The following is an 18992-nucleotide window of genomic DNA, read 5'->3' as shown; positions in this document are numbered from 1 at the left end:
GATCATCCTCCTAGAATTGTGTTATTTACATGCTTTTAATCGTGCCACGAACGAGCGAGAGGAAGTCTTGACGAACGCGTTCCGTCGTCTCGATGACTTCTTCATGGTTGAGTGGTTGATCTAAAATTCCTGCCGCCATATTCGATACGCATGAGATCCCGAGGACACGCATATCCGAGTGACGTGCGACGATGACTTCTGGGACAGTCGACATACCAACGACATCCCCACCGAGAAGGCGGGCCATCTTGACTTCAGCCGGTGTTTCATACGTCGGGCCCGTGTTTCCGAAATAAACACCCTTTTGTACAGAGAGTCCAAGGTCAGAAGCGACACGCTCTGTCAGTTTCACAAGTTCTTTATCGTACGCCTCTGACATGTCAGGGAAGCGCGTTCCAAACTCGCTCGCATTTTTCCCGATGAGCGGGCTCGTCCCGAAGAAGTTGATGTGATCCGTGATAATCATCAAGTCACCCGGGTTGAACGACTCGTTACATGCGCCGGCTGCATTCGTGACGATGAGCGTCTCGACGCCGATCAGTTTGAGAACACGGACAGGGAACGTCACTTGCTCCATCGAGTATCCCTCATAGAAGTGGAAGCGTCCCTGCATCGCGACGACGCGTTTTCCTTCAAGCTCTCCGAATACGAGCTGTCCGGCATGTCCTTCGACCGTCGAGACCGGGAAGTGTGGGATGTCCTCATAAGGAATTGCGACCGGATTTTCGATTTCGTCTGCGAGAACTCCAAGACCCGAGCCGAGAATGAGTCCGATTTCTGGTGTGTCACCCATACGCTCTTGTAAAAACGCTTTTGTTTCGTTCCAATTTACCATGATGATTGCCTCCTCAAATTTCGTTTAAGAAACTCTTTCCGTGTGCTGGTGCCGCAACACCGAAGTTGTCAGCGACCGTCGCGCCGATGTCTGCGAACGTACCACGAATCCCTAAATCGACCGCTTTCGCCCCGTCATGATGAACGATGAGCGGAACGTACTCACGCGTGTGGTCCGTACCGGCATGGACAGGGTCGTTTCCATGGTCCGCGGTGATGATGAGTAAGTCTTCTTCACGAAGACGCTCCATCACTTCAGGTAGACGTGCGTCGTACTCTTCAAGTGCGAGCGCATAGCCTTTCGGGTCACGACGATGACCGAACAAGGCGTCGAAGTCGACCAAGTTCAAGAAGCAAAGTCCCTCGAAGTCCTCCCCGAGCGAATCGACGAGTTTGTCCATCCCATCCATGTTCGACTTTGTGCGGACCGCCTTCGTCACGCCTTCCCCATCGTAAATGTCACTGATTTTCCCGAGTGCAATGACGTCTTTCCCAGCTTCCTCGAGTGTGTTCATGACCGTCTTACCGAACGGTTTGAGCGCATAGTCATGACGATTGGACGTACGGACCCAAGCACCTGGTGTTCCGATGAATGGGCGAGCGATGATCCGTCCGAGCATGTACGGGTCTTCACGCGTGATTTCACGCGCATATTCACAGATTCGATACAACTCATCGATTGGGACGATGTCCTCATGCGCAGCGATTTGAAGGACCGAGTCGGCAGATGTATAAACGATCAGGGCTCCCGTATTGACGTGCTCTTCACCGAGCTCGTCAAGAATCTCTGTACCTGATGCCGGTTTGTTTCCGATTACTTTGCGACCACTGAACTCTTCGAGTCGGTGAATCAAATCATCTGGAAACTCTTCAAAGACGCGAAACGGTGTGTCGATATGAAGACCCATGATCTCCCAATGACCCGTCATCGTATCCTTACCGGCTGAGATTTCTTCCATGCGACCATAAGCACTCGGTGCATCGGATACATCGATCCCTTGAATCGGTTTGATGTTTGAGAGTCCGAGTTTACCCATGTTCGGCATGTTCAATCCGTTATGTTCACGCGCGATATGCCCGAGCGTGTCGGCCCCTTTGTCACCGAATTGTTCGGCATCTGGTGCTTCACCGATACCGACCGAGTCCATGACGACCAAAAAAATACGTTTAAACTTCTTCACAAAAAATTCCTCCTTTTCGATGTCTAGGCACGAGGGTGATGCTTGCGATACACATCATGTAATCGAGATTTGTTGACGTGCGTATACACTTGTGTCGTCGCCAAATCCGCATGGCCGAGCATCTGTTGAATGGCGCGCAAATCTGCACCGTTCTCGAGCAAGTGTGTCGCAAAGGAATGACGGAGCACGTGAGGTGTGATCTCTTTGTCGATTCCAGCAAGTTTGGCTCGTCGTTTGATCATCTTCCAAAATCCTTGACGACTGAGCCGCCCGCCTCTGCCATTTAAAAAGAGCGCTTCGGTCTCCCTGCCACCGATCCCATTACGGGCTTGCTGGATATAGCGCTCGACAAACCCTTGGGCGACAGAAGAAACTGGAATGATTCTTGCGCGCTCGCCTTTCCCTTCACATTGTAGATACCCCAATTCGAACTGCAAATCATCCAAATCAAGACCTAAAAGTTCACTGACCCGCATCCCGGTCCCATATAGCAACTCAAGCATGGCCCGGTCTCGTAGTGAGAGCGGGTCCGACGTCGGGACGCTGTCTAAGAGACGCTCGACTTCCGCTTGTGACCAAGTATCAGGAAGCTGCTTTTCCGCCTTTGGTGTCTCCAAATAAAGGGATGGGTCGGTCGTCGTGACACCTGTCATTTTTAAATGATGATGAAACATACGGATCGAACTGACAGCTCGCCTCAATGAAGACGAGGCACGACCCGCCTGTGACAGCTCTTCAATATGTTTGACGATATGCGAACGCGTCACCTCGTTCCAATCCTTCACTCCAAGTTGGGTCAAGGTCGATGCGTACTGCGTCAAGTCGCTCGCATACGCCTGTCTTGTGTTCACGGACATCCGTTTTTCAACTGTCATATACTGAAGAAATGAATCGATATGCGAACGCATCATACCCTCCTCCTTCCTCGTTTCACCTGAATACGCTTACAGCATATCACTTATGTAAACTGTTGTGAAGATGTCTGACCTCATTTTTTTACAGATTTTTTGTGACAACTATTCGTGACGATTCGCCCCCGCGATTTCAATAAAAAAACCATCCTCATAAAAGGATGGTTCGCTCTGTCTTTTAACCGTTGATGACTGCTTTATGGCCTTCAAGTGTGACGCCCTTCGCTTGGCATACTTTACAGATGCCATGAAACGTCAGGCGATGGTCTTTAATCAAAAATTCATATTTGCTCTCGACTTTTTTCTCAACGTCAACGAGTAGGTCTTCCATGATCTCCTCGACCGAGCCGCATTCGACGCATACGAGATGGTGGTGCGAATGGTTCGCCCCTTCTGGACGCAGGTCAAAGCGTGCGACCCCGTCACCGAAGTTGACTTTATCGACGACACCGAGCTCGGTCAATAATTCAAGTGTCCGATACACGGTGGCGAGACCAATCTCTGGTGCGATGCTCTTGACGAGCATGAAGACGTTCTCGGCACTCAAATGGTCGCTCTCATTCTCAAGTAGAATACGTACCGTCGATTCACGTTGCGGTGTCAGTTTATATCCTTTGGCGCTCAATTGCTGTTTAATCCGTTCAATTCGCGTTTCCATAAGGCGCCCCCTCTTTACATAGTTCACTACTCAAAGCATACCGAAGTTTTACGGAAATTTCAATTTAAAATCATTACTATGTAAGTCTATCATAATCGGTTTTAGATTAGAATTATTTTAATCTGGACAATTGCCACCATTGAATCGCCATAATCGTCTTCGCATCCGTGATGACACCACGGTCCAATAAATCGACCGCCTCATCAAAAGAATAGCGCTTCACATTCAAAAATTCATCTTCATCTAAATTCATCTCGCCAGCTGATAACCCTTTTGCGACGAACACATCGACACGCTCGCTACAAAACCCTGGTGCCCCGTAGAATGAGAAGATTTTTTCGAGCGATTCCGCCGTATATCCTGTCTCTTCTGCCAACTCACGCTCGGCACTCGCTACCGGCTCCTCCCCTTTCTCAAGTTTACCGGCAGGAATCTCAAGCGACATCGATTCGAACGCTTTCCGATATTGCTCTACCATGACGATCTTGTCCGACTCATCGACGACGAGGACGGCGACCGCACCGTTATGATAGACGAGTTCACGCACAGACGTATTTCCGTTCGGAAGAGAGACGACATGCTTTTCCACATCGAAAATCTTACCTTCGTAGATGACTTCCCGCTCAATCGTTTTTTCTTCCATATGATTACTCCTCACTTTTCGATATACTCTGATTATGAGTGAAACCTACATTTCGAACAAGGAGGAATCTAGATGAGTGAGCTCGGACTCGGAACGATGACGATATTAAAACACGGAGAGAACGAGGCAAGAAATATCCTTGAGACAGCGATTCAGTCAGGGATTCGCCATATCGATACAGCGGACGTCTACGCGCGACATGAGGTCGAGCGTGTGATCGGAGAAACATTAGGTCAGGAACGAAAGAACCTCTTTCTAGCAAGCAAAGGCGGAAATGAACTGACTGAGGACGGGATGCGTTGGAATCCAATCCCATCCTATCTAGACGCGGCGTTAGAAGGGTCACTTGAACGATTGCAAACCGACTACTTGGATTTATATTATATTCACGGCGGTACGCTCGAAGACGACCTCGACGCCACGATTGAATGGGCGAAAAAACAAAAGCGCGACGGGCTCATCCGACGAATCGGACTCTCGTCGATTCGACCGAACGTGATCAAACACTGGGCCGCATCTGGAGCTCTCGATGTGCTCATGACACCGTATTCACTTCTCGACCGACGACCGGAGACGCTTGATGTGTCGATTCCAATCGTTGGACGCGGTGCTCTTGCGAAAGGATTACTAACGGATGAAGGGGCGACACGTCTCGGGGATAAAGGATTTGAGGCGTGGCGAAAAGAGGAACTCGCCAGTGAATTATCGATGATGCCTGAACCGGTTCAGGCGTATGCGCTCGAAGCCGCTAAACGGTTCTGTGACGTCGTCTTACCGGGCGCCTCATCAGTCAAGCAGTTGAACGAGACGATTCATGCGTTTGAGACTGAAGTCGATGAAGAAGTGCTTGATCGACTACTCGCCCGTCTGCCGATTCATCCTTATACAAAACACGTGACCTGAATCGCTCAGGTCACGTGTTTTTCATTTCGCATCTTAATCTGTTCAATCGCCCAATCTGCCCAGCCAGAATAGTTCTCCATCATTCGGATCGCATACTCGCTCGTCAATAAATAACCTAGCGTGTCCTCGTCTGATTGATGTTCTTTCTGAAACAAACGAATCTGTTGCGCGACCTGTTCATGATGTGCCTTCGTCTCCTCGATATATCGGACCGCTTCTTCAATCGGTAGCAATTGAAGCAAGCTGACACGCAATAGGTTCTCATCTTTCATTTTCGGTTGAAACGATGTCGGCTGACGCAGCCAATCGATCAACTCCTCACGCCCCCGGTCCGTGATCGAATAAATCTTCTTGTCTGGTAACTCTTGCTGTGACACGTGCTCCGCCGAGACGAGTGCGTCTTCTTCCATCTTCAACAGTTCCCGATAAATCTGTGTATGATGTGCGTTCCAAAAATGAATCATCTGCGCCTTGAACGTTGCGTTCAAAGCATACCCGGTCGCAGGCTGATGGGTCAATAACCCGAGCAATGCGTGACGTAACGCCATATCCATCACCTTTTCCTTCTGATGCTATTTTTTTTAGTGTATCACATTCCCATGTCGATTCTAGAATGCCAATCTGTTGACGACTCGTCGAAAACCCGACAAAATAGATAGAAGAAAGGAGAGTTGTCTATGCAACCGATTCATTCATCACAACAATTTGACGAAGCGACGAAACATCAAGGAATGGTGATCTTCACCACATCATGGTGCCCGGACTGTAAACGTTTGGACATGTACGTCGACGAGCTCGTCAAAGACTATCCTCAGTTTAACTGGCATGTCGTCGACCGCGACGAACTCCCAGAGCTATCTGATGCACAAGAAGTTCGCGGCATTCCTTCACTTCTCTACTATAAAGATGGGGAAAAACAAGAACACCTCCACTCGGCGAACGCCAAGACGGAGATGCAAATCCGTTCATTCCTCGATACGATTCAAGCATGACCTGATTCCTGTAGCCCATCCGGCTACAGGATTTTTTTGTACACGTCTCCTTCATTCTCGATTATACTGTAAGAAATAACCAGATGCGAAAGGAAAATCATCATGACGCATATACGCCTTTTCACTCTACTCTGTTTCACTATTTTAATGTTGGTCGGCTGCATACAACCATCCACGTCACCATCCACGCAACCTGATGACGAGACGGCTATCATAAAAAGTGCAGTTACCTATCTAGACAATAGGAAATGGCTACTATCCGATGAAAACGGGAGACAAGCTACGATTCAATCCATCACAGTTGATGATCGTTATGAACTATTTGATGCTCGTTTTGAAGGAACACGTGCCTGGCTCGTCACGTTTCCTCCTGATTCACAGCGCACGGTCGAGATTCCACAAGTACTCGTTGAATCAGAATCGAACGAAGTGATTGGCTATCTTACAAGCGAATGACGGTTTGAAACTCCGACTACTTGTATTGCCGAACATATCGCGAGTCAATCCAACGCTTCACATAGTAAGGAAGTCGTCCATGCCATGTGAACTGCCCGAATGTCAATAAGGCACGACCTGGTGTCGTCAACAAGATATTGACCGCTTCACGCGTCCGAAAAGGTCGTTTCGTTTCATTCAATAACCGTTTTGCAACATATCGTCCAGACCGAACGGCATCGACGCCACCACTCAGAGTGGAAGCCATATCTCCTGTCACATATATGTTCTTATATTGTCGATGACGAAGGGACTCGTCCGTCTCGATGAACGCGTCCGGCACGGCGAGCCCCGAGTCAGCCCACCACCTCACCGGGGCGACACCCGTAGCGTCGAGCTGAAATGCATCCCCCGATGAATCCTTCTTCTTTTTTACGACCGTGACGCCTGACTTCACTAATAAGCGCTCCATCTGTTTTTGTCGCCAGACCGGGACGTCCCGTAACATCTGACTCGCATACAGGGTCACTTTCTTCGTGCGGGCACAAACAAACGCCAGTTCAACGCCCGCCTTCCCACCGCCGACAATCGTCACTCGTTGACTTCCCTCAATTTGGTCGAGCAATTCTCGTGACATCGGTTTCAGCGGTGTACCGACCCCACGACTTTTCGCGCCCGTCGACAGGACGAGAACATCGTAATGGAATGAGCCGTTCTCCGTTCGTACCGATTGTTCTTGCGGATCAACCGAAATGACATGTTCCGCCACCGGTTCGAGAGGCGACTGCACCGTCGCCGACGGCATGAGACCGGCAATGACTTGTGGGAATGCCCCGGTATACATCGTCCGCTTTCCTCCGATCAACACCACGTCATACTCTTTTTGAATCTCCTCGATCCGGTCAAGGATCTCAAGCTGTCCATGTCCGAGCCCGGCCAGCACCAATCTCGGCTTCATCGTAAGATCCTCCTTGCCTCGATGAAGCGTTGGGTAATCGTCATCACCTCTAACAGTAAGAAAAGGAGGGCGATGACGCCGACCCAGTTCGGGAAGAGAATCATCAACGTGAACAGGATAAAACATTCCGTCCGTTCGATGATACCCGGCTGATAATAAAACGTCTTCTCCGAACGCCTCGAACTACTCGCGCCGACAGCTAAAAATAGCGTCATGGCAATGACGAACGACGCAATGAGAAACAAGAAAATCGGCATGTGTTCAGGGTAACGAAGCGCGAGTCCAATGACGACCGATAACTCGACGAATCGGTCAAGGACAAGGTCGAGCACCGTCCCGAACCCGCTCGTTTTTGACTGACGCGCCATCGTGCCGTCCAACACGTCAAATAACCCGGAGATCCATAGTAAAATCACAGCCGTCCAGAGCATATCGTTATAAATAAATATCCCGGTCGAGACTCCGATGAGCCCACCGAGCATCGTCACTTCATTCGGTGTGAAATTCCACTTGAGCAGACGATCCGCCCCTCGCTCAATAACAGGCTTCACATAGCGATTCCCGTACGTATCAAGCATGTTTTTCCTCCTTTCGTTTGACTTGGTAGGTCATCCCGACTTCAAAGGATTCGCTAGCGGGCAGTATGACTGTTCGTCCACCTTCAAACTGGTATTCACCAAAACATTGCCCGAATCGATAGATTTTTTTCAACAGTCGGACGGGTTCACCGACCGTTTCTGTCACCGTCACGCGGGAGGAGGAGAGCAGGTCACCATCGATCATGAGAAAATCACCAAATCCAGGCGCATGTTCATACAGTTCTTCCGCCGTCCCGGTCATCGTCACTTTGCCTGCTTCAAGCAGCGTCACGCGGTCGGCCATGAGCATGGCCTCTTCACGGTCATGCGTCACCAATAACGCTGTAAGACCGAGGTCTTTCACAAGTTCGCGAATGAAGTGTTGCAAGTCGAGCTTTAGTTTCGGGTCTAGATTAGTGAAAGGTTCATCTAGCAAAAGAAGTGTCGGCTCAGCGGCGAGCGCACGGGCCAGACTGACCCGTTGTTGTTCGCCGCCTGACAGCTCATGTACCTCCGCGTCGTATCGGTCACTAAGACGGACGACGTTCAACCAATGTTCCGCCTGTTTACGTGAACGTGTCCGTGTCGCGAGCGTTACATTCTCCCCTACCGTCAAATGTGGGAACAACAAGGCGGTCTGAGAGAGCATCGTCACACGACGCTCATGTGCCGGGAAGTCCAATAGCGAACGGTCGTTAAAGACCACATCGCCTGCGTCACACGTCTCCAGACCGGCAATGATCCGCAATAACGTTGACTTGCCCGACCCACTTACTCCGACGATCGCATGGATGTCGTGTAGCCGAACGTCAAAATCGATACCGTCGAGCACTTGTCTCGACCTATACTGTTTACGTAAAGCTTGTACGTTTAAACTCATTGAAGACGTCCTTTCAAGATGCGCACCGTCCACCGACTCATCACCGAGAGCAAAAAATAGATGAGAACAGGAATCAAAATGAGCATCCAAGTGTTCGAGAGTGCGAGGTTACGGTTGTTCCCCGCATAGGATTGATACAGTTCGGTCGTCACGGTCGGAATCAACCCCGCACCAATCAATTGGATGAGTGCGAACTGGCTAAGCAAGATGACCGTCGTAAATAGTGCAATCGTCCGCATCGTCCTAGAGAAGAGCGGGAATAACACAAAAAGGATGCGACGTTTAAATGGAAGAAGTCGCGCCTGTTCCAAAAGCGGGCGACCGATCACGGCCATCCCATTCGAGGCGAGACGAATCGAGTACGGTAACGTCACGACGAGTAAGGAGATCATGACGCCGACATACGTCCCAATCAAACCCGACTCCGCCAAGATGAGATAAAGACCGAACAGCGTGGCGAGCATCGGGATGAACAGCGGTAAAAAGACGAGCCATTCCAAGGCGTTCCGCCATCTCGACTCCGTCCAAAGGAGCCACCAAGCAAACGTCATCGAAAGCCATACATTCACCCCGGACAGGATGACCGTCAAGCCGACCGTGTTTGCCATCGCGGTGACACTTTCGGTTTCAACTGTCGGGATTCTTAAGAACAGACTAAAAAACGGAATCAACATCAAACAGATGATCAAGATTTGACGGATCATCGTCTCACCCCCCGCTCAATTCGGCGCCTAATCGACGAGGTGAGAATATAGGACACGAGCACGCCCATTCCGACGAGACACGTCCAAATGAGCGCCACCGCATACGGCTCGGTCGCTTCCAAATACAAACCCGTCGACAGCCGTTCGTAGGCGAGCACACCGAGTAGCTTCGGATAAGTCACACCGAGCAAGGCAGGAATCTCGTACGCGAACGAAACAAAGGCGATCAATATCCATGTCGAATCGAGTAGCGGCTTTATTAAAAAGGGGAACTCCGCATGTTTAAATTGATCAAACCGCGAGAGCTGGAGCGTCTTTGCCATCTCTACATAACCCCGATTCAATTGCTCGTACGTTCCGAGCATCATCAAAAAGACGAACGGGGTCTCCTTCCATATGTACGTCAAGATGACGGTCATGTAATTCCGTTCATTCGCCTCGACCCAACCGATGCCTCCCCCGCTGAACAATAGCCAAAACAAATAAGCGGCTGCAATATGCGGGACGAACATCGGGATGCGTAGGATGGCCGAGGTGAATCGCCATCTTTTCTGAACGACCACGCGCGCAAGCCACGTCCCGATCACGAGTGACAGGAAAGTGGATATACCGACTACATACAAGGTGATGAACAGGCTGTCACGCCACGTTTCATCCGTAAAGAGCGCTCCCCAGTCCGTACCCAACGCTTCCATCCCAAGAAAAATGAGCGAAGCGAGGGGGAGGAGGGAGACGATGATCGTCAAGGCGACGTTACTTCGCAACACGAGGCCACTCCTCGCGGACAGCATCGATTACGTCCGGCCCATAGTCTGGAATCGAACGTTCGCGTAACTGTTCCGTGTCCGGATACGTCACACCGTCACCAAGTTCTTTGAACGCTTGTCGGTCCGCTTCATCGAGTTTCGTCAAGTCAAGAGATGTCCCGTCACCCCAATAGTCAGGACCTTGTTTGACGAGCTGGGCATCCGGAGACAACAGTTCTTGTATCAAGACGAGCGCCCCATCCGGATTCGGTGCGTTAAACGGGATTGCCAAAAAGTGCGTCGAAGCGATGGAATGATCGAGAAGGAGGGCACGTGTCTCTTTCGGGAAGATGCCTTTCGTCACCTCCGCCTCGGCTCGTCGTTCATTGAAGCCCATCGTCATCCAGACTTCTCCGGATGCATAGAGTTGATCCAACTGTTCGAGCGTTTTCGGATACGTCTGTCCTTCTTTCCATAAATGAGGCGACCATGCCTTCAAGTCGTCCCAAAATGCCTCATCAATCGTAGGATCATCGGTCAGTTGCGCGCCATAACGCTCGTATAGAAGATGCCGGACGAATGCATTTCCTGTGAAATCATTGACTTCAGGATACGTGAAACGACCTGGGTTGTCTTCGGTCCAGCGACGTAGTTCCTCAAAGGTGGTCGGTGGATTCTGAATCCGTTCGGCATCATAATGCAGGATGAACTGGACGTTACCCCACGCGAGCTCTAAGTTATCCGTCGGTGTGCCGGCGTCCGTCTGTTGAGCCGTCTCATTTAACAATGTGGCGTTCGGGACGCGTTCCATCAACCCTCCACGAAGTAGTCCTGCTTGTTTCGCATTTCTGAAATTGTCACCGTTGATCCAGACGACATCAATCGTACCGACCTGTCGATCCGCTTTTTGATCGAGCGACAGCTGGCGAATAAACTCCGCCGTATCCATCGCGACACGGTTCAACTCAACCCCATACTCTTCGTTGACCCTCGGGGCCACATAGTCGTCGATATAATCGTTAATCCCTTCGTCACCACCCCACATGTACATGTTCACGGTCGTCCCTTCCGCTGTCTCAACAGCCGTTTCGAACGAATCCGAAAACTCGACCGGTTGATCGTTACTACACGCTGCAACGAATGTAAGCATCATAAGTGCGAATAATAGTTTCCACGTCTTCATCCTCTTCCTCCTTGTCACTTTTTTTCAAATCCCCGTTTTGCAAGCTTTTCGAACATGTTTGGGCAGATTGCGTACAGAGTGGCGCCAACATTCATCCACCAAGGGGCGTTGATCTCGCGTTTCATTCTGCGACTCCCTCTGACAATCGCGTCCGCCAACCGTTTCGGGTCGAGCATGATTCCTTGTATACTCTCGGTATATGCACCACTCTTATCCGCCCGGTCAAAGAATGATGTGGCAATCGGTCCGGGATTCACCGTCATGACATGCACGCCGAGCGGTTTCAGCTCCAGTCTCAGTGCGTTCGAGAACTGCAAGAGCGCCGCCTTCGACCCCGCATAGACGGCCGATTTCGGGGTCGGCACTTTTGCCGCTTGTGAGCAAATGTTGATGATTTGCCCTCCTTGCCTCATGACACGGGCACATTCTCGTGAATAGAGCATCGGCGCGATCGCATTCACACGCATCGTCTCCTCGAGCACTTCTGTCGATTGGTCTAGCACTAAATCGAACTCTGCCATGCCCGCATTGTTGACCCATATGTCAAACGTCCCAAATCGCTCCAGCACCTCTTCGACGAGTGCGCTCGATGTCGCGACATCCGCACACATCCAGTCGCCCTCGCACGAGTTGGCGATGGTTTTCAATCGTTCTTCATTTCGGCCAATCAATAGTAGTTTATTCCCTTGTTCATAAAAAGAATGCGCCAACGCGGCTCCGAGTCCGCTTGACGCACCTGTAATGACCACTCGCTTCACGACATCGCTTCCTTCTTTATATAAATCCATTTCTGCTCATCTCGACTTCTCACGATGTCACCGCGCTCTTCGAGTAAACTGAGTCGCGCGAACACCTCACTGAAGACAAGCGGCATCCCTCGCCTCATCTTTCTTCCGTATAACTTCATCGACCAATCAAACACGCTGAGTCCGTCTTCCCAACTAGCGAGCAATTGATCGCTGCGTTCATACCGTTGACGAATGCGACTCTCAATCAAATCATTCGGATGATGAATCGGTTCACCATGCCCACTGACGACGAGCTTCAAATCGACGTCTCGCAATTTTTTGAGCGAATCGATATAAAGAATGACCGGTGAGGCGAATCCTTCGCCGTCATACGGCTGTTCGATGAGCGGGTTCGGCTCGACTTTATCAATCAAATGGTCTCCAGCAATGAGAAGTCCCCCCGGACCAATCAACCCAAGCTGGTCGCTCGCATGTCCCGGCAAATGAATCGTCCGCCACGCACCGTCAGACGTCAGCGCCTGCCCGTCACCGAACGTCAATGTGACGGTCGTCGGTCCGATCCAGCGAAGCGCCTCACGATAATCTGGTAATCTGTCTACGAGTGGGGCCGGTGCCCCGAAAGAAAGAGCCAGCTCACGTAAAAAGTGGTTACCCCGCTTCAAAAAATTCGGGGTCTGTTCTAAGTATCGAACGAGCTTTTCGTGCCCATACACCGGGATTGACGCGTCACGGAGACGCCACGCTTGTCCCGCATGGTCGGCATGATGATGTGTCAAAAACAAAAAGTCGATCTGAGACAACGACAGTTCGAGTTCTTCAAGCTGTCGATTCAACGAAACCCATGCCTCTTCGGTGTCTGGCCCACAGTCGACCATGAAAAATCGACTCATATGTTCAACGATATAGACGTTCACGTTCCCGACTTCGAACGGTGTCGGGATATCGAGTCTTGCCAGTTGGCTTGAAATCCAGTCCGCCACGTCATCACCACCCCTTCATCCTGTCTTTCTTTATTATACCCGTCTGAAAGATGCGTTTTCAATCAATCAAAAAAGAGGGAGATGTCTCCCCCTCGCAAAATGTGTGTCTTATAGGTTGATGACCGTTACTTTGTCACGCGTCATCGTCTCAAGGCTACGGCCGATCCCTTGAACGCCGAGTCCCGATTGTTTGACTCCGATGAACGGGAAGTGGTCTGGTCCACGTTCCGTACGTCCGTTCACTTGAACCGTGCCGACCTCTAACTTGTCAGCAACCGTGAAGGCGCTATTCACGTTTTGTGTGAAGACGCTCGCTTGGAGACCGAACTCGGATTCATTCGTGAGCGCGATCATCTCATCAAGTGATTTAACGCGGATGACCGGAAGGACTGGTCCAAACGGTTCTTCCCAGGCGACACGCATGTCCGTCGTCACGTTGTCAAGTAACGTTGGATGGATGAGGTTTCCAGAACGCTCATTCCCATGGACGACCGTCGCTTTCTTGCTGACCGCATCGTCGATCAAGCCTTGCACGTAGTCCGCAGACTTCGCGTCGACTAACGGCACGATAAAGCTATTGTCTTCCGGTGAGCCGACCGATAATTTTCCGACGCGCTCTTTCAACATGCCGACGAGCTCATCCGCTTGATCTTCAAGGACGAAGACGCGCTTGATTGCCGTGCAGCGTTGTCCAGAATACGAGAATGCACCGCTGACGATTTGATCTGCCGCCAACGTCAAGTCCGCATCCTCTAGGACGAGGGCAGGGTCTTTACCGCCGAGCTCGAGTACGACCGGTACCATCGACGCTTGTTGTGACAAGTGTTGACCTGTACCCGTACCACCTGTGAAGGTGATCATGTCGATACCAGGGTGTGACGTCAAGTAATCGCCGATGACCGACCCGCGTCCCGTCACAAGGTTCAACAAACCTTTTGGAAGACCGGCATCGTGAAGCGCCTCAACCATCTTGATGCCACTGATCGCACCTTGTGTCGCCGGTTTGAAGACGACCGCGTTTCCTGTGACGAGCGCAGGCGCAATCTTCGCAGCAGCCAAGTTTACCGGATAGTTAAATGGTGAAATCGCGAGGACGACACCGAGTGCGTCTTTCTTGATGATGGCCATCTTGTTTTTCGAGCCACCAGGGAACGAATCACCTTGCATGAATCCACCGTTGTAACGGATGCCTTCTTCTGCCGTGTAACGGATGATCTCAGCCGTCCGCACGACTTCCTTCTTCGCATCGTTCAAATTTTTCCCGACTTCCTGCATGATGATTTGACCAATCTCATCTACGCGTTCCTCGAGTTTTTCTGCCCATGCATACAACAGTTCAGCACGCTTGTTGACCGGGAGCGTCGCCCATTCCTGCTGTGCATGTTTTGCGCCATGGATGGCTGCATCGACTTCATCGCGCGACATTGCCTGAACGCGACCTACGACTTCTTCTTTATAAGGAGAAACGAGTTCGATCGTTTCCTGACTTGAAGATTCCTTCCATTGACCATTCAATAAATATGGATATGTGTTCATACTCATCATCTCTATCTGCCTCCTGAGTAAGCTGTAATATCTCGTTGCCAACCCCATTGTATGCAGATTCTTTTGCATTGGACAACTATAACGATTCAGTTTATGAGATGTAAACGGTTACTATGAAACTTTTTGTGAACTCTGACGAATGTTCGACTGTATTTTACTTTAGATTCGTCGATTCGAAACCGATAGTATAGAAGAGAGTACGTGAAATAGGAGGGACTACCATTGACCACTGATCATAACATTTTACTTGAAGCAGGGACGAACGAGCTTGAAATCGTAATTTTCCAGGCCGGACCGTTCTTGTTCGGCATCAACGTCATGAAAGTACGCGAAATCATCACAATCCTGCCATTGACCCCACTCCCAGGTACACCGGAAGCCATTATGGGGCTTATCGAGTTGCGCGGAGAGGTCATGACCGTCATCGACCTTCCGATGGTCATCAGTCACCCCCGTGAAGTCGGCAGTGACGACCGCTTGATCGTCTGTGAGTTCAACGGTGAAAAATCGGTTCTTCGCGTCGATCAAGTGACCGAGATTAAACGCATCTCCTGGGAACAGATCGATACACCGTCAGACCTCGCTCGTGGTGTCCAAGGCATCACGAACGGCGTCGTCAAAACAGGAGACCAGATGATCATCTTGCTCGACTATGAACGGATCGCGCTCGAACTCTCACGTAAGGATATTATGGCCCGTGAATCGGTCAAACGTCTCGGGGCACGTGAGCGTTCGAATAAAAACATTTGGATTGCTGAAGATTCCGAGATGCTCCGGACACTCATCCTCGATACACTAGACGATGCCGGCTATTTCAATACGACCATCTTCAACAACGGGAAAGAGGCGCTTGATGCGTTTGAAAAAGAGGGAGCCGAGTGTGATCTCTTGATCACGGACATCGAGATGCCTCAAATGGATGGGCTTCACTTGACGAAGCGTCTCCGTGAGATGGACCGCTACGCAACGCTTCCGATTATCATCTTCTCGTCACTCATCTCAAACGACTTGAAGCATAAAGGAGAGGCCGTCGGTGCGAACGCCCAAATCACGAAACCAGAAATCGGCATTCTCATTGCGACGCTTGATGAGTTTGTAGGGTAATAAAAAAGTTTGCGCCTCCTCGGTCGCAAACTTTTTTTATGTGAGCTGTTCGAAATGATGGTTCCACTCGACCAAAAACTGCTGACTATGGGAGGCGATCGTCGCCAATGTCTCATCGGCCCCGGCAAGATGCGCGTTCTCCCCTGCCACTTCAAGGTCGTGGAAAAGAAGTGCCGTCTGTTCCAACCCGACCGAATATGATGCCCCTTTCAACAGATGGGCGAGCTGTTCGACCCGACTGTAATCGTTCGACTCGACAGCTGCTTTTAGTTCAGGGTACTTCGCCTCGAACTGTTGAATATATGTGGATGCAATTTTGTTCAAAAATTCCATGTTACCATTTGCGATTTGATGGAGCTCCGCTAATTTTTGTTCATTGAACAAAGCGTTTTCAGGCATTCCTGTCAATCTAACCCCTCCTCAATAAACGATGTTCCAACCGTTCCCTTTTACTGTAACATGTTTTCGAGAGAAAACAAAAAAACTCCTGCTTTGGATTGCACTCTAAGTTTTGGCTACCTATAATAAGATTGAGTTAAGGTAGGAGGAAGATGCATGCTGACGATTTACCGTACTGACGCATCGGGCCACGTGAATGAAATCGAAGACTTTGATAAAGGGAGCTGGATTCAACTCGTGAATCCGACAAAAGATGAGGCCGATCAAGTCATCGAGGCGTCCGGCATTCCAGAAGACTTTGTCTACGACCCACTTGATATCGAAGAAAAACCGCGTTTTGAAAAAGATGATGAAGGGCTTCTTATGATCATCGATGTCCCGTACGTGGAAGAAGATGACACAGGTCGCACGTATAACACCATCCCACTCGGTATCATCGTGACCGGACGACACTTCATCACCGTCTGCTCACGTGACCTTGATGTCTTGAATTTATTCGCTAACGGGAAGGCACGATTGTTCCGAACGAACTATCGGAGCCGTTTCGTCTTTCAAATTTTACATCGAGTAAGTATGACATACTTACGATTCTTGCGCCAAATCGACCGAAGAATGGATGAGCTCGAACAAGAGTTGCAACGTTCGATGCGAAACCAAGAGATTTTTCAATTGATGAATCTGCAAAAGTCGCTCGTCTACTTCATGACTTCCTTGAAGGCGAACGACAGCGTCCTAGAACGAATCGTCAAGACGCCAAGTTTGGAAAAACATGAAGAAGACGAGGAACTGTTAGAGGACGTCTTCGTCGAGCATCGACAGGCGATGGAAATGGCATCGATTTATAACGATATCATCAGCATCAAGATGGAGGCGTTCGGGTCGATCATCTCAAACAACGTCAACTTCGTCATGAAGTTTTTGGCATCGATCACCATCGTCCTTAGTATCCCGACGATGATTTCTGGAATCTTCGGGATGAACGTTCAAGTCCCATGGGAAGGGGACCCGTTCGGATTCGTCATGGCGATTACGATGATGATTGGCTTTTCCGGTCTCGCCTTTTATATCCTTTGGCGAAAACGATATTTTTAACGACCAAGAGCCTGACGCACCGTGCGTCAGGCTCTTATCATGTGATTTTAACGGTGACGAGACACAGGTCGTCATCGATTTCAATCTTTGGAACGAGCCGCTCTGCGACGTGCCGACTGTAATCGAGTCCATATGACCCGACGTCTTTCTCAAGCCAACGAATCCCATCATCGATGTCTTTGCTGTAACATTCCATGAGCCCGTCGGTGTACATATGAAGCGTCATATCGGGCGTGATTGCAATCTCTTTTGATTCATAGTTCGGTTCCTCGAACATGCCGACCGGCACCCCTGTCGTCTCAAGTCGGCAGTTCCCCGCTTCAGACGTCACGATGACCGGTGGATGACCCGCATTCACATATTCGATTCGACGCTTCGTCGTATCGATGTAGCAATAGACCGCCGTAAAGTAGCTATGCATATCGTCACCCGAGAACAGGAACGTCATCTGACGGTTCAACTCGGTCATGACGTCTACCGGATACTGTACGTTTCCGACAAGACCCGGAAGAATCGACCGGATCCCCATCGTGATGAGTGCCGATGAGACCCCGTGTCCCATGACATCGAAGATGATGACCCCGTACCTGTCTGGGGCGACCTGAAACCAGGCGTACATGTCTCCTGCCAATTTTTTTGATGGCAAATAAAGGGCGCGAACATCAATCTCTTCGTTACTGATCGGAGGAGTGAGCGCACTTTGTTGAATCTTTTGGGCAAGGTCCAAATCATACTGGAGACGGGCCTCATAAATCTTCCGCTCGTCGACCGCTGCCTTATAGCGAAGCGCAGAGCGAATTCTGGCCAGGAGCTCCGTCACCTTAATTGGTTTGGTCGTATAGTCAGATGCTCCGGCGTCTAAACCTTCAGCGATCTGCTTCTCATCAGTACGCCCGGAAACCATGATGACCGGCATCTCCTCGTAATCCGCCATCTGTCGAATCCGTTTACACGTCTCAATCCCTGAAATCCCGGGCATCTCGACATCCAATAGGACGAGATCATACAGCGATGCGGCTTGTGGGGCCATCAGTAAATCGAGCGCTTCTTCCCCACTTGAGACCGAAATCGTCTCATAGTCGTGCTGGTGAAGCAATTGCTCGAGTACGAGCGTATTGACCGGTTCGTCGTCCACAATCAAAATCGCCATGACTATCCCTTCCTTCTCTATGTAGTAATCTATATCGTATTGTACCATATCTTCTTGACCTTACACGACACAACCGTCCGTTCATTCCAGTTGATGAACCGGACCATCATTTGGCATACTTAAGTTAGAAAGTGGGGGATTCTTATGGCCTGGATCTTCGCCGTCAGCGGCTTGATTATTTTACTCGTCCTTATCGCGTCCATCGTCGTCATCCAAAAAGGGTACGCGTATAAAGACAATAAAGATGACATCGTCCTCGACTACGACGAAATCAATCGTCGGATCGAGTCCGAAAAAACACAAGAAAAGACAGATCAGTCAGAAGGACCACGTTGAACTCCCCCATGAAAGTTGGATTGACATGTCC

The 18992-nt window shown here is 50.1% G+C and carries 23 protein-coding genes; 6 read left to right on the top strand and 17 right to left on the bottom strand.

Going from position 1 to position 18992, the window contains the following annotated elements:
- Nucleotides 1-25: 25 nt before the first annotated feature.
- From KNP00_RS11100 to KNP00_RS11080, 5 genes are all read right to left on the bottom strand, one after another.
- Nucleotides 26-835 carry a purine-nucleoside phosphorylase gene (locus KNP00_RS11100; RefSeq protein ID WP_215145185.1) on the bottom strand — a complete coding sequence of 270 codons (810 nt, stop codon included), beginning with the start codon at nucleotides 833-835 and terminating at the stop codon, nucleotides 26-28.
- Nucleotides 836-848: 13 nt separating this feature from the next.
- A complete protein-coding gene (gene deoB, locus KNP00_RS11095) occupies nucleotides 849-2015 on the bottom strand; it encodes a phosphopentomutase (protein ID WP_215145183.1) in 1167 nt (388 codons plus the stop codon).
- Nucleotides 2016-2038: 23 nt separating this feature from the next.
- Nucleotides 2039-2923, bottom strand: a complete 885-nt coding sequence (gene xerD / locus KNP00_RS11090) for a site-specific tyrosine recombinase XerD (RefSeq protein ID WP_215145181.1) — start codon at nucleotides 2921-2923, stop codon at nucleotides 2039-2041.
- Nucleotides 2924-3104: 181 nt separating this feature from the next.
- The gene (gene fur, locus KNP00_RS11085) at nucleotides 3105-3584 is read right to left on the bottom strand and encodes a ferric iron uptake transcriptional regulator (RefSeq protein ID WP_012726507.1); all 480 of its coding nucleotides are present in this window, start codon (nucleotides 3582-3584) and stop codon (nucleotides 3105-3107) included.
- Nucleotides 3585-3696: 112 nt separating this feature from the next.
- Complete coding sequence (locus KNP00_RS11080) at nucleotides 3697-4227, bottom strand: NUDIX hydrolase (protein WP_215145180.1); 531 nt, start codon at nucleotides 4225-4227, stop codon at nucleotides 3697-3699.
- A 72-nt stretch (nucleotides 4228-4299) separates the two neighbouring features.
- On the opposite strand from KNP00_RS11080, the gene KNP00_RS11075 reads away from it, so the two are divergent.
- Nucleotides 4300-5130: an aldo/keto reductase gene (locus tag KNP00_RS11075; RefSeq protein ID WP_215145178.1), complete on the top strand. Its 831-nt coding sequence runs from the start codon at nucleotides 4300-4302 to the stop codon at nucleotides 5128-5130.
- A 5-nt stretch (nucleotides 5131-5135) separates the two neighbouring features.
- Here KNP00_RS11075 and KNP00_RS11070 read toward each other — a convergent pair whose 3' ends face one another.
- A complete protein-coding gene (locus tag KNP00_RS11070) occupies nucleotides 5136-5684 on the bottom strand; it encodes a PadR family transcriptional regulator (RefSeq protein ID WP_240542854.1) in 549 nt (182 codons plus the stop codon).
- Between the two features lie 123 nt (nucleotides 5685-5807).
- On the opposite strand from KNP00_RS11070, the gene KNP00_RS11065 reads away from it, so the two are divergent.
- Nucleotides 5808-6122 carry a thioredoxin family protein gene (locus KNP00_RS11065; protein WP_215145175.1) on the top strand — a complete coding sequence of 105 codons (315 nt, stop codon included), beginning with the start codon at nucleotides 5808-5810 and terminating at the stop codon, nucleotides 6120-6122.
- Nucleotides 6123-6224: 102 nt separating this feature from the next.
- The gene (locus KNP00_RS11060; RefSeq protein ID WP_215145173.1) at nucleotides 6225-6578 is read left to right on the top strand and encodes a hypothetical protein; all 354 of its coding nucleotides are present in this window, start codon (nucleotides 6225-6227) and stop codon (nucleotides 6576-6578) included.
- A gap of 16 nt (nucleotides 6579-6594) precedes the next feature.
- Here the strand turns inward: KNP00_RS11060 and KNP00_RS11055 are convergent, their stop codons facing one another.
- The 9 genes from KNP00_RS11055 to KNP00_RS11015 form a co-directional block, all read right to left on the bottom strand.
- Complete coding sequence (locus tag KNP00_RS11055; protein ID WP_215145171.1) at nucleotides 6595-7515, bottom strand: NAD(P)/FAD-dependent oxidoreductase; 921 nt, start codon at nucleotides 7513-7515, stop codon at nucleotides 6595-6597.
- Entirely contained in the window at nucleotides 7512-8093 is a 582-nt protein-coding gene (locus tag KNP00_RS11050) for a CDP-alcohol phosphatidyltransferase family protein (RefSeq protein ID WP_215145169.1), read from the bottom strand. The genes KNP00_RS11055 and KNP00_RS11050 overlap by 4 nt, the downstream gene beginning before the upstream one ends.
- Nucleotides 8086-8973, bottom strand: coding sequence for an ABC transporter ATP-binding protein (locus KNP00_RS11045; RefSeq protein WP_215145167.1), 888 nt, complete (start codon nucleotides 8971-8973; stop codon nucleotides 8086-8088). Before KNP00_RS11045 ends, KNP00_RS11050 begins: the two co-directional genes overlap by 8 nt.
- Nucleotides 8970-9677: an ABC transporter permease subunit gene (locus KNP00_RS11040; protein WP_215145165.1), complete on the bottom strand. Its 708-nt coding sequence runs from the start codon at nucleotides 9675-9677 to the stop codon at nucleotides 8970-8972. Before KNP00_RS11040 ends, KNP00_RS11045 begins: the two co-directional genes overlap by 4 nt.
- Complete coding sequence (locus KNP00_RS11035) at nucleotides 9674-10444, bottom strand: ABC transporter permease (RefSeq protein WP_215145163.1); 771 nt, start codon at nucleotides 10442-10444, stop codon at nucleotides 9674-9676. Before KNP00_RS11035 ends, KNP00_RS11040 begins: the two co-directional genes overlap by 4 nt.
- On the bottom strand, nucleotides 10431-11606 hold the full coding sequence (locus KNP00_RS11030; protein WP_215145161.1) for an ABC transporter substrate-binding protein: 1176 nt from the start codon (nucleotides 11604-11606) through the stop codon (nucleotides 10431-10433). Before KNP00_RS11030 ends, KNP00_RS11035 begins: the two co-directional genes overlap by 14 nt.
- A 14-nt stretch (nucleotides 11607-11620) precedes the next feature.
- Nucleotides 11621-12364 carry an SDR family NAD(P)-dependent oxidoreductase gene (locus KNP00_RS11025; protein WP_215145159.1) on the bottom strand — a complete coding sequence of 248 codons (744 nt, stop codon included), beginning with the start codon at nucleotides 12362-12364 and terminating at the stop codon, nucleotides 11621-11623.
- Nucleotides 12361-13335, bottom strand: a complete 975-nt coding sequence (locus tag KNP00_RS11020; protein ID WP_215145157.1) for an MBL fold metallo-hydrolase — start codon at nucleotides 13333-13335, stop codon at nucleotides 12361-12363. Before KNP00_RS11020 ends, KNP00_RS11025 begins: the two co-directional genes overlap by 4 nt.
- A 108-nt stretch (nucleotides 13336-13443) precedes the next feature.
- On the bottom strand, nucleotides 13444-14880 hold the full coding sequence (locus tag KNP00_RS11015) for an NADP-dependent glyceraldehyde-3-phosphate dehydrogenase (RefSeq protein ID WP_215145155.1): 1437 nt from the start codon (nucleotides 14878-14880) through the stop codon (nucleotides 13444-13446).
- Between the two features lie 222 nt (nucleotides 14881-15102).
- Between KNP00_RS11015 and KNP00_RS11010 the strand changes: the two genes are divergently transcribed.
- On the top strand, nucleotides 15103-15984 hold the full coding sequence (locus tag KNP00_RS11010; RefSeq protein WP_215145153.1) for a chemotaxis protein CheV: 882 nt from the start codon (nucleotides 15103-15105) through the stop codon (nucleotides 15982-15984).
- A 36-nt stretch (nucleotides 15985-16020) separates the two neighbouring features.
- On the opposite strand, the gene KNP00_RS11005 is transcribed toward KNP00_RS11010, so the two are convergent.
- A complete protein-coding gene (locus tag KNP00_RS11005) occupies nucleotides 16021-16383 on the bottom strand; it encodes an Hpt domain-containing protein (protein WP_215145341.1) in 363 nt (120 codons plus the stop codon).
- A gap of 156 nt (nucleotides 16384-16539) precedes the next feature.
- On the opposite strand from KNP00_RS11005, the gene KNP00_RS11000 reads away from it, so the two are divergent.
- Nucleotides 16540-17475, top strand: coding sequence for a magnesium transporter CorA family protein (locus KNP00_RS11000; RefSeq protein ID WP_215145151.1), 936 nt, complete (start codon nucleotides 16540-16542; stop codon nucleotides 17473-17475).
- A 37-nt stretch (nucleotides 17476-17512) separates the two neighbouring features.
- Here the strand turns inward: KNP00_RS11000 and KNP00_RS10995 are convergent, their stop codons facing one another.
- Nucleotides 17513-18625, bottom strand: a complete 1113-nt coding sequence (locus KNP00_RS10995; RefSeq protein WP_215145149.1) for a PP2C family protein-serine/threonine phosphatase — start codon at nucleotides 18623-18625, stop codon at nucleotides 17513-17515.
- A gap of 144 nt (nucleotides 18626-18769) precedes the next feature.
- On the opposite strand from KNP00_RS10995, the gene ytzI reads away from it, so the two are divergent.
- On the top strand, nucleotides 18770-18961 hold the full coding sequence (gene ytzI / locus KNP00_RS10990) for a YtzI protein (RefSeq protein ID WP_026825791.1): 192 nt from the start codon (nucleotides 18770-18772) through the stop codon (nucleotides 18959-18961).
- Nucleotides 18962-18992 lie beyond the last annotated feature (31 nt).

Origin of the sequence: Exiguobacterium qingdaonense (assembly GCF_018617855.1) — a bacterium.
GTDB lineage: Bacteria > Bacillota > Bacilli > Exiguobacteriales > Exiguobacteriaceae > Exiguobacterium > Exiguobacterium qingdaonense.
This window is presented reverse-complemented; position numbering and strand designations above follow the sequence as displayed.

What these genes read in the sequence shown, in the direction of transcription:
- KNP00_RS11100 (WP_215145185.1), bottom strand. Translation starts at nt 835, where the DNA reads ATGGTAAATTGGAACGAAACAAAAGCGTTTTTACAAGAGCGTATGGGT.
- xerD (WP_215145181.1), bottom strand. Translation starts at nt 2,923, where the DNA reads ATGCGTTCGCATATCGATTCATTTCTTCAGTATATGACAGTTGAAAAA.
- fur (WP_012726507.1), bottom strand. Translation starts at nt 3,584, where the DNA reads ATGGAAACGCGAATTGAACGGATTAAACAGCAATTGAGCGCCAAAGGA.
- KNP00_RS11080 (WP_215145180.1), bottom strand. Translation starts at nt 4,227, where the DNA reads ATGGAAGAAAAAACGATTGAGCGGGAAGTCATCTACGAAGGTAAGATT.
- KNP00_RS11075 (WP_215145178.1), top strand. Translation starts at nt 4,300, where the DNA reads ATGAGTGAGCTCGGACTCGGAACGATGACGATATTAAAACACGGAGAG.
- KNP00_RS11070 (WP_240542854.1), bottom strand. Translation starts at nt 5,684, where the DNA reads ATGGATATGGCGTTACGTCACGCATTGCTCGGGTTATTGACCCATCAG.
- KNP00_RS11065 (WP_215145175.1), top strand. Translation starts at nt 5,808, where the DNA reads ATGCAACCGATTCATTCATCACAACAATTTGACGAAGCGACGAAACAT.
- KNP00_RS11060 (WP_215145173.1), top strand. Translation starts at nt 6,225, where the DNA reads ATGACGCATATACGCCTTTTCACTCTACTCTGTTTCACTATTTTAATG.
- KNP00_RS11055 (WP_215145171.1), bottom strand. Translation starts at nt 7,515, where the DNA reads ATGAAGCCGAGATTGGTGCTGGCCGGGCTCGGACATGGACAGCTTGAG.
- KNP00_RS11050 (WP_215145169.1), bottom strand. Translation starts at nt 8,093, where the DNA reads ATGCTTGATACGTACGGGAATCGCTATGTGAAGCCTGTTATTGAGCGA.
- KNP00_RS11045 (WP_215145167.1), bottom strand. Translation starts at nt 8,973, where the DNA reads ATGAGTTTAAACGTACAAGCTTTACGTAAACAGTATAGGTCGAGACAA.
- KNP00_RS11040 (WP_215145165.1), bottom strand. Translation starts at nt 9,677, where the DNA reads ATGATCCGTCAAATCTTGATCATCTGTTTGATGTTGATTCCGTTTTTT.
- KNP00_RS11030 (WP_215145161.1), bottom strand. Translation starts at nt 11,606, where the DNA reads ATGAAGACGTGGAAACTATTATTCGCACTTATGATGCTTACATTCGTT.
- KNP00_RS11015 (WP_215145155.1), bottom strand. Translation starts at nt 14,880, where the DNA reads ATGATGAGTATGAACACATATCCATATTTATTGAATGGTCAATGGAAG.
- KNP00_RS11005 (WP_215145341.1), bottom strand. Translation starts at nt 16,383, where the DNA reads ATGCCTGAAAACGCTTTGTTCAATGAACAAAAATTAGCGGAGCTCCAT.
- KNP00_RS11000 (WP_215145151.1), top strand. Translation starts at nt 16,540, where the DNA reads ATGCTGACGATTTACCGTACTGACGCATCGGGCCACGTGAATGAAATC.
- KNP00_RS10995 (WP_215145149.1), bottom strand. Translation starts at nt 18,625, where the DNA reads ATGGCGATTTTGATTGTGGACGACGAACCGGTCAATACGCTCGTACTC.
- ytzI (WP_026825791.1), top strand. Translation starts at nt 18,770, where the DNA reads ATGGCCTGGATCTTCGCCGTCAGCGGCTTGATTATTTTACTCGTCCTT.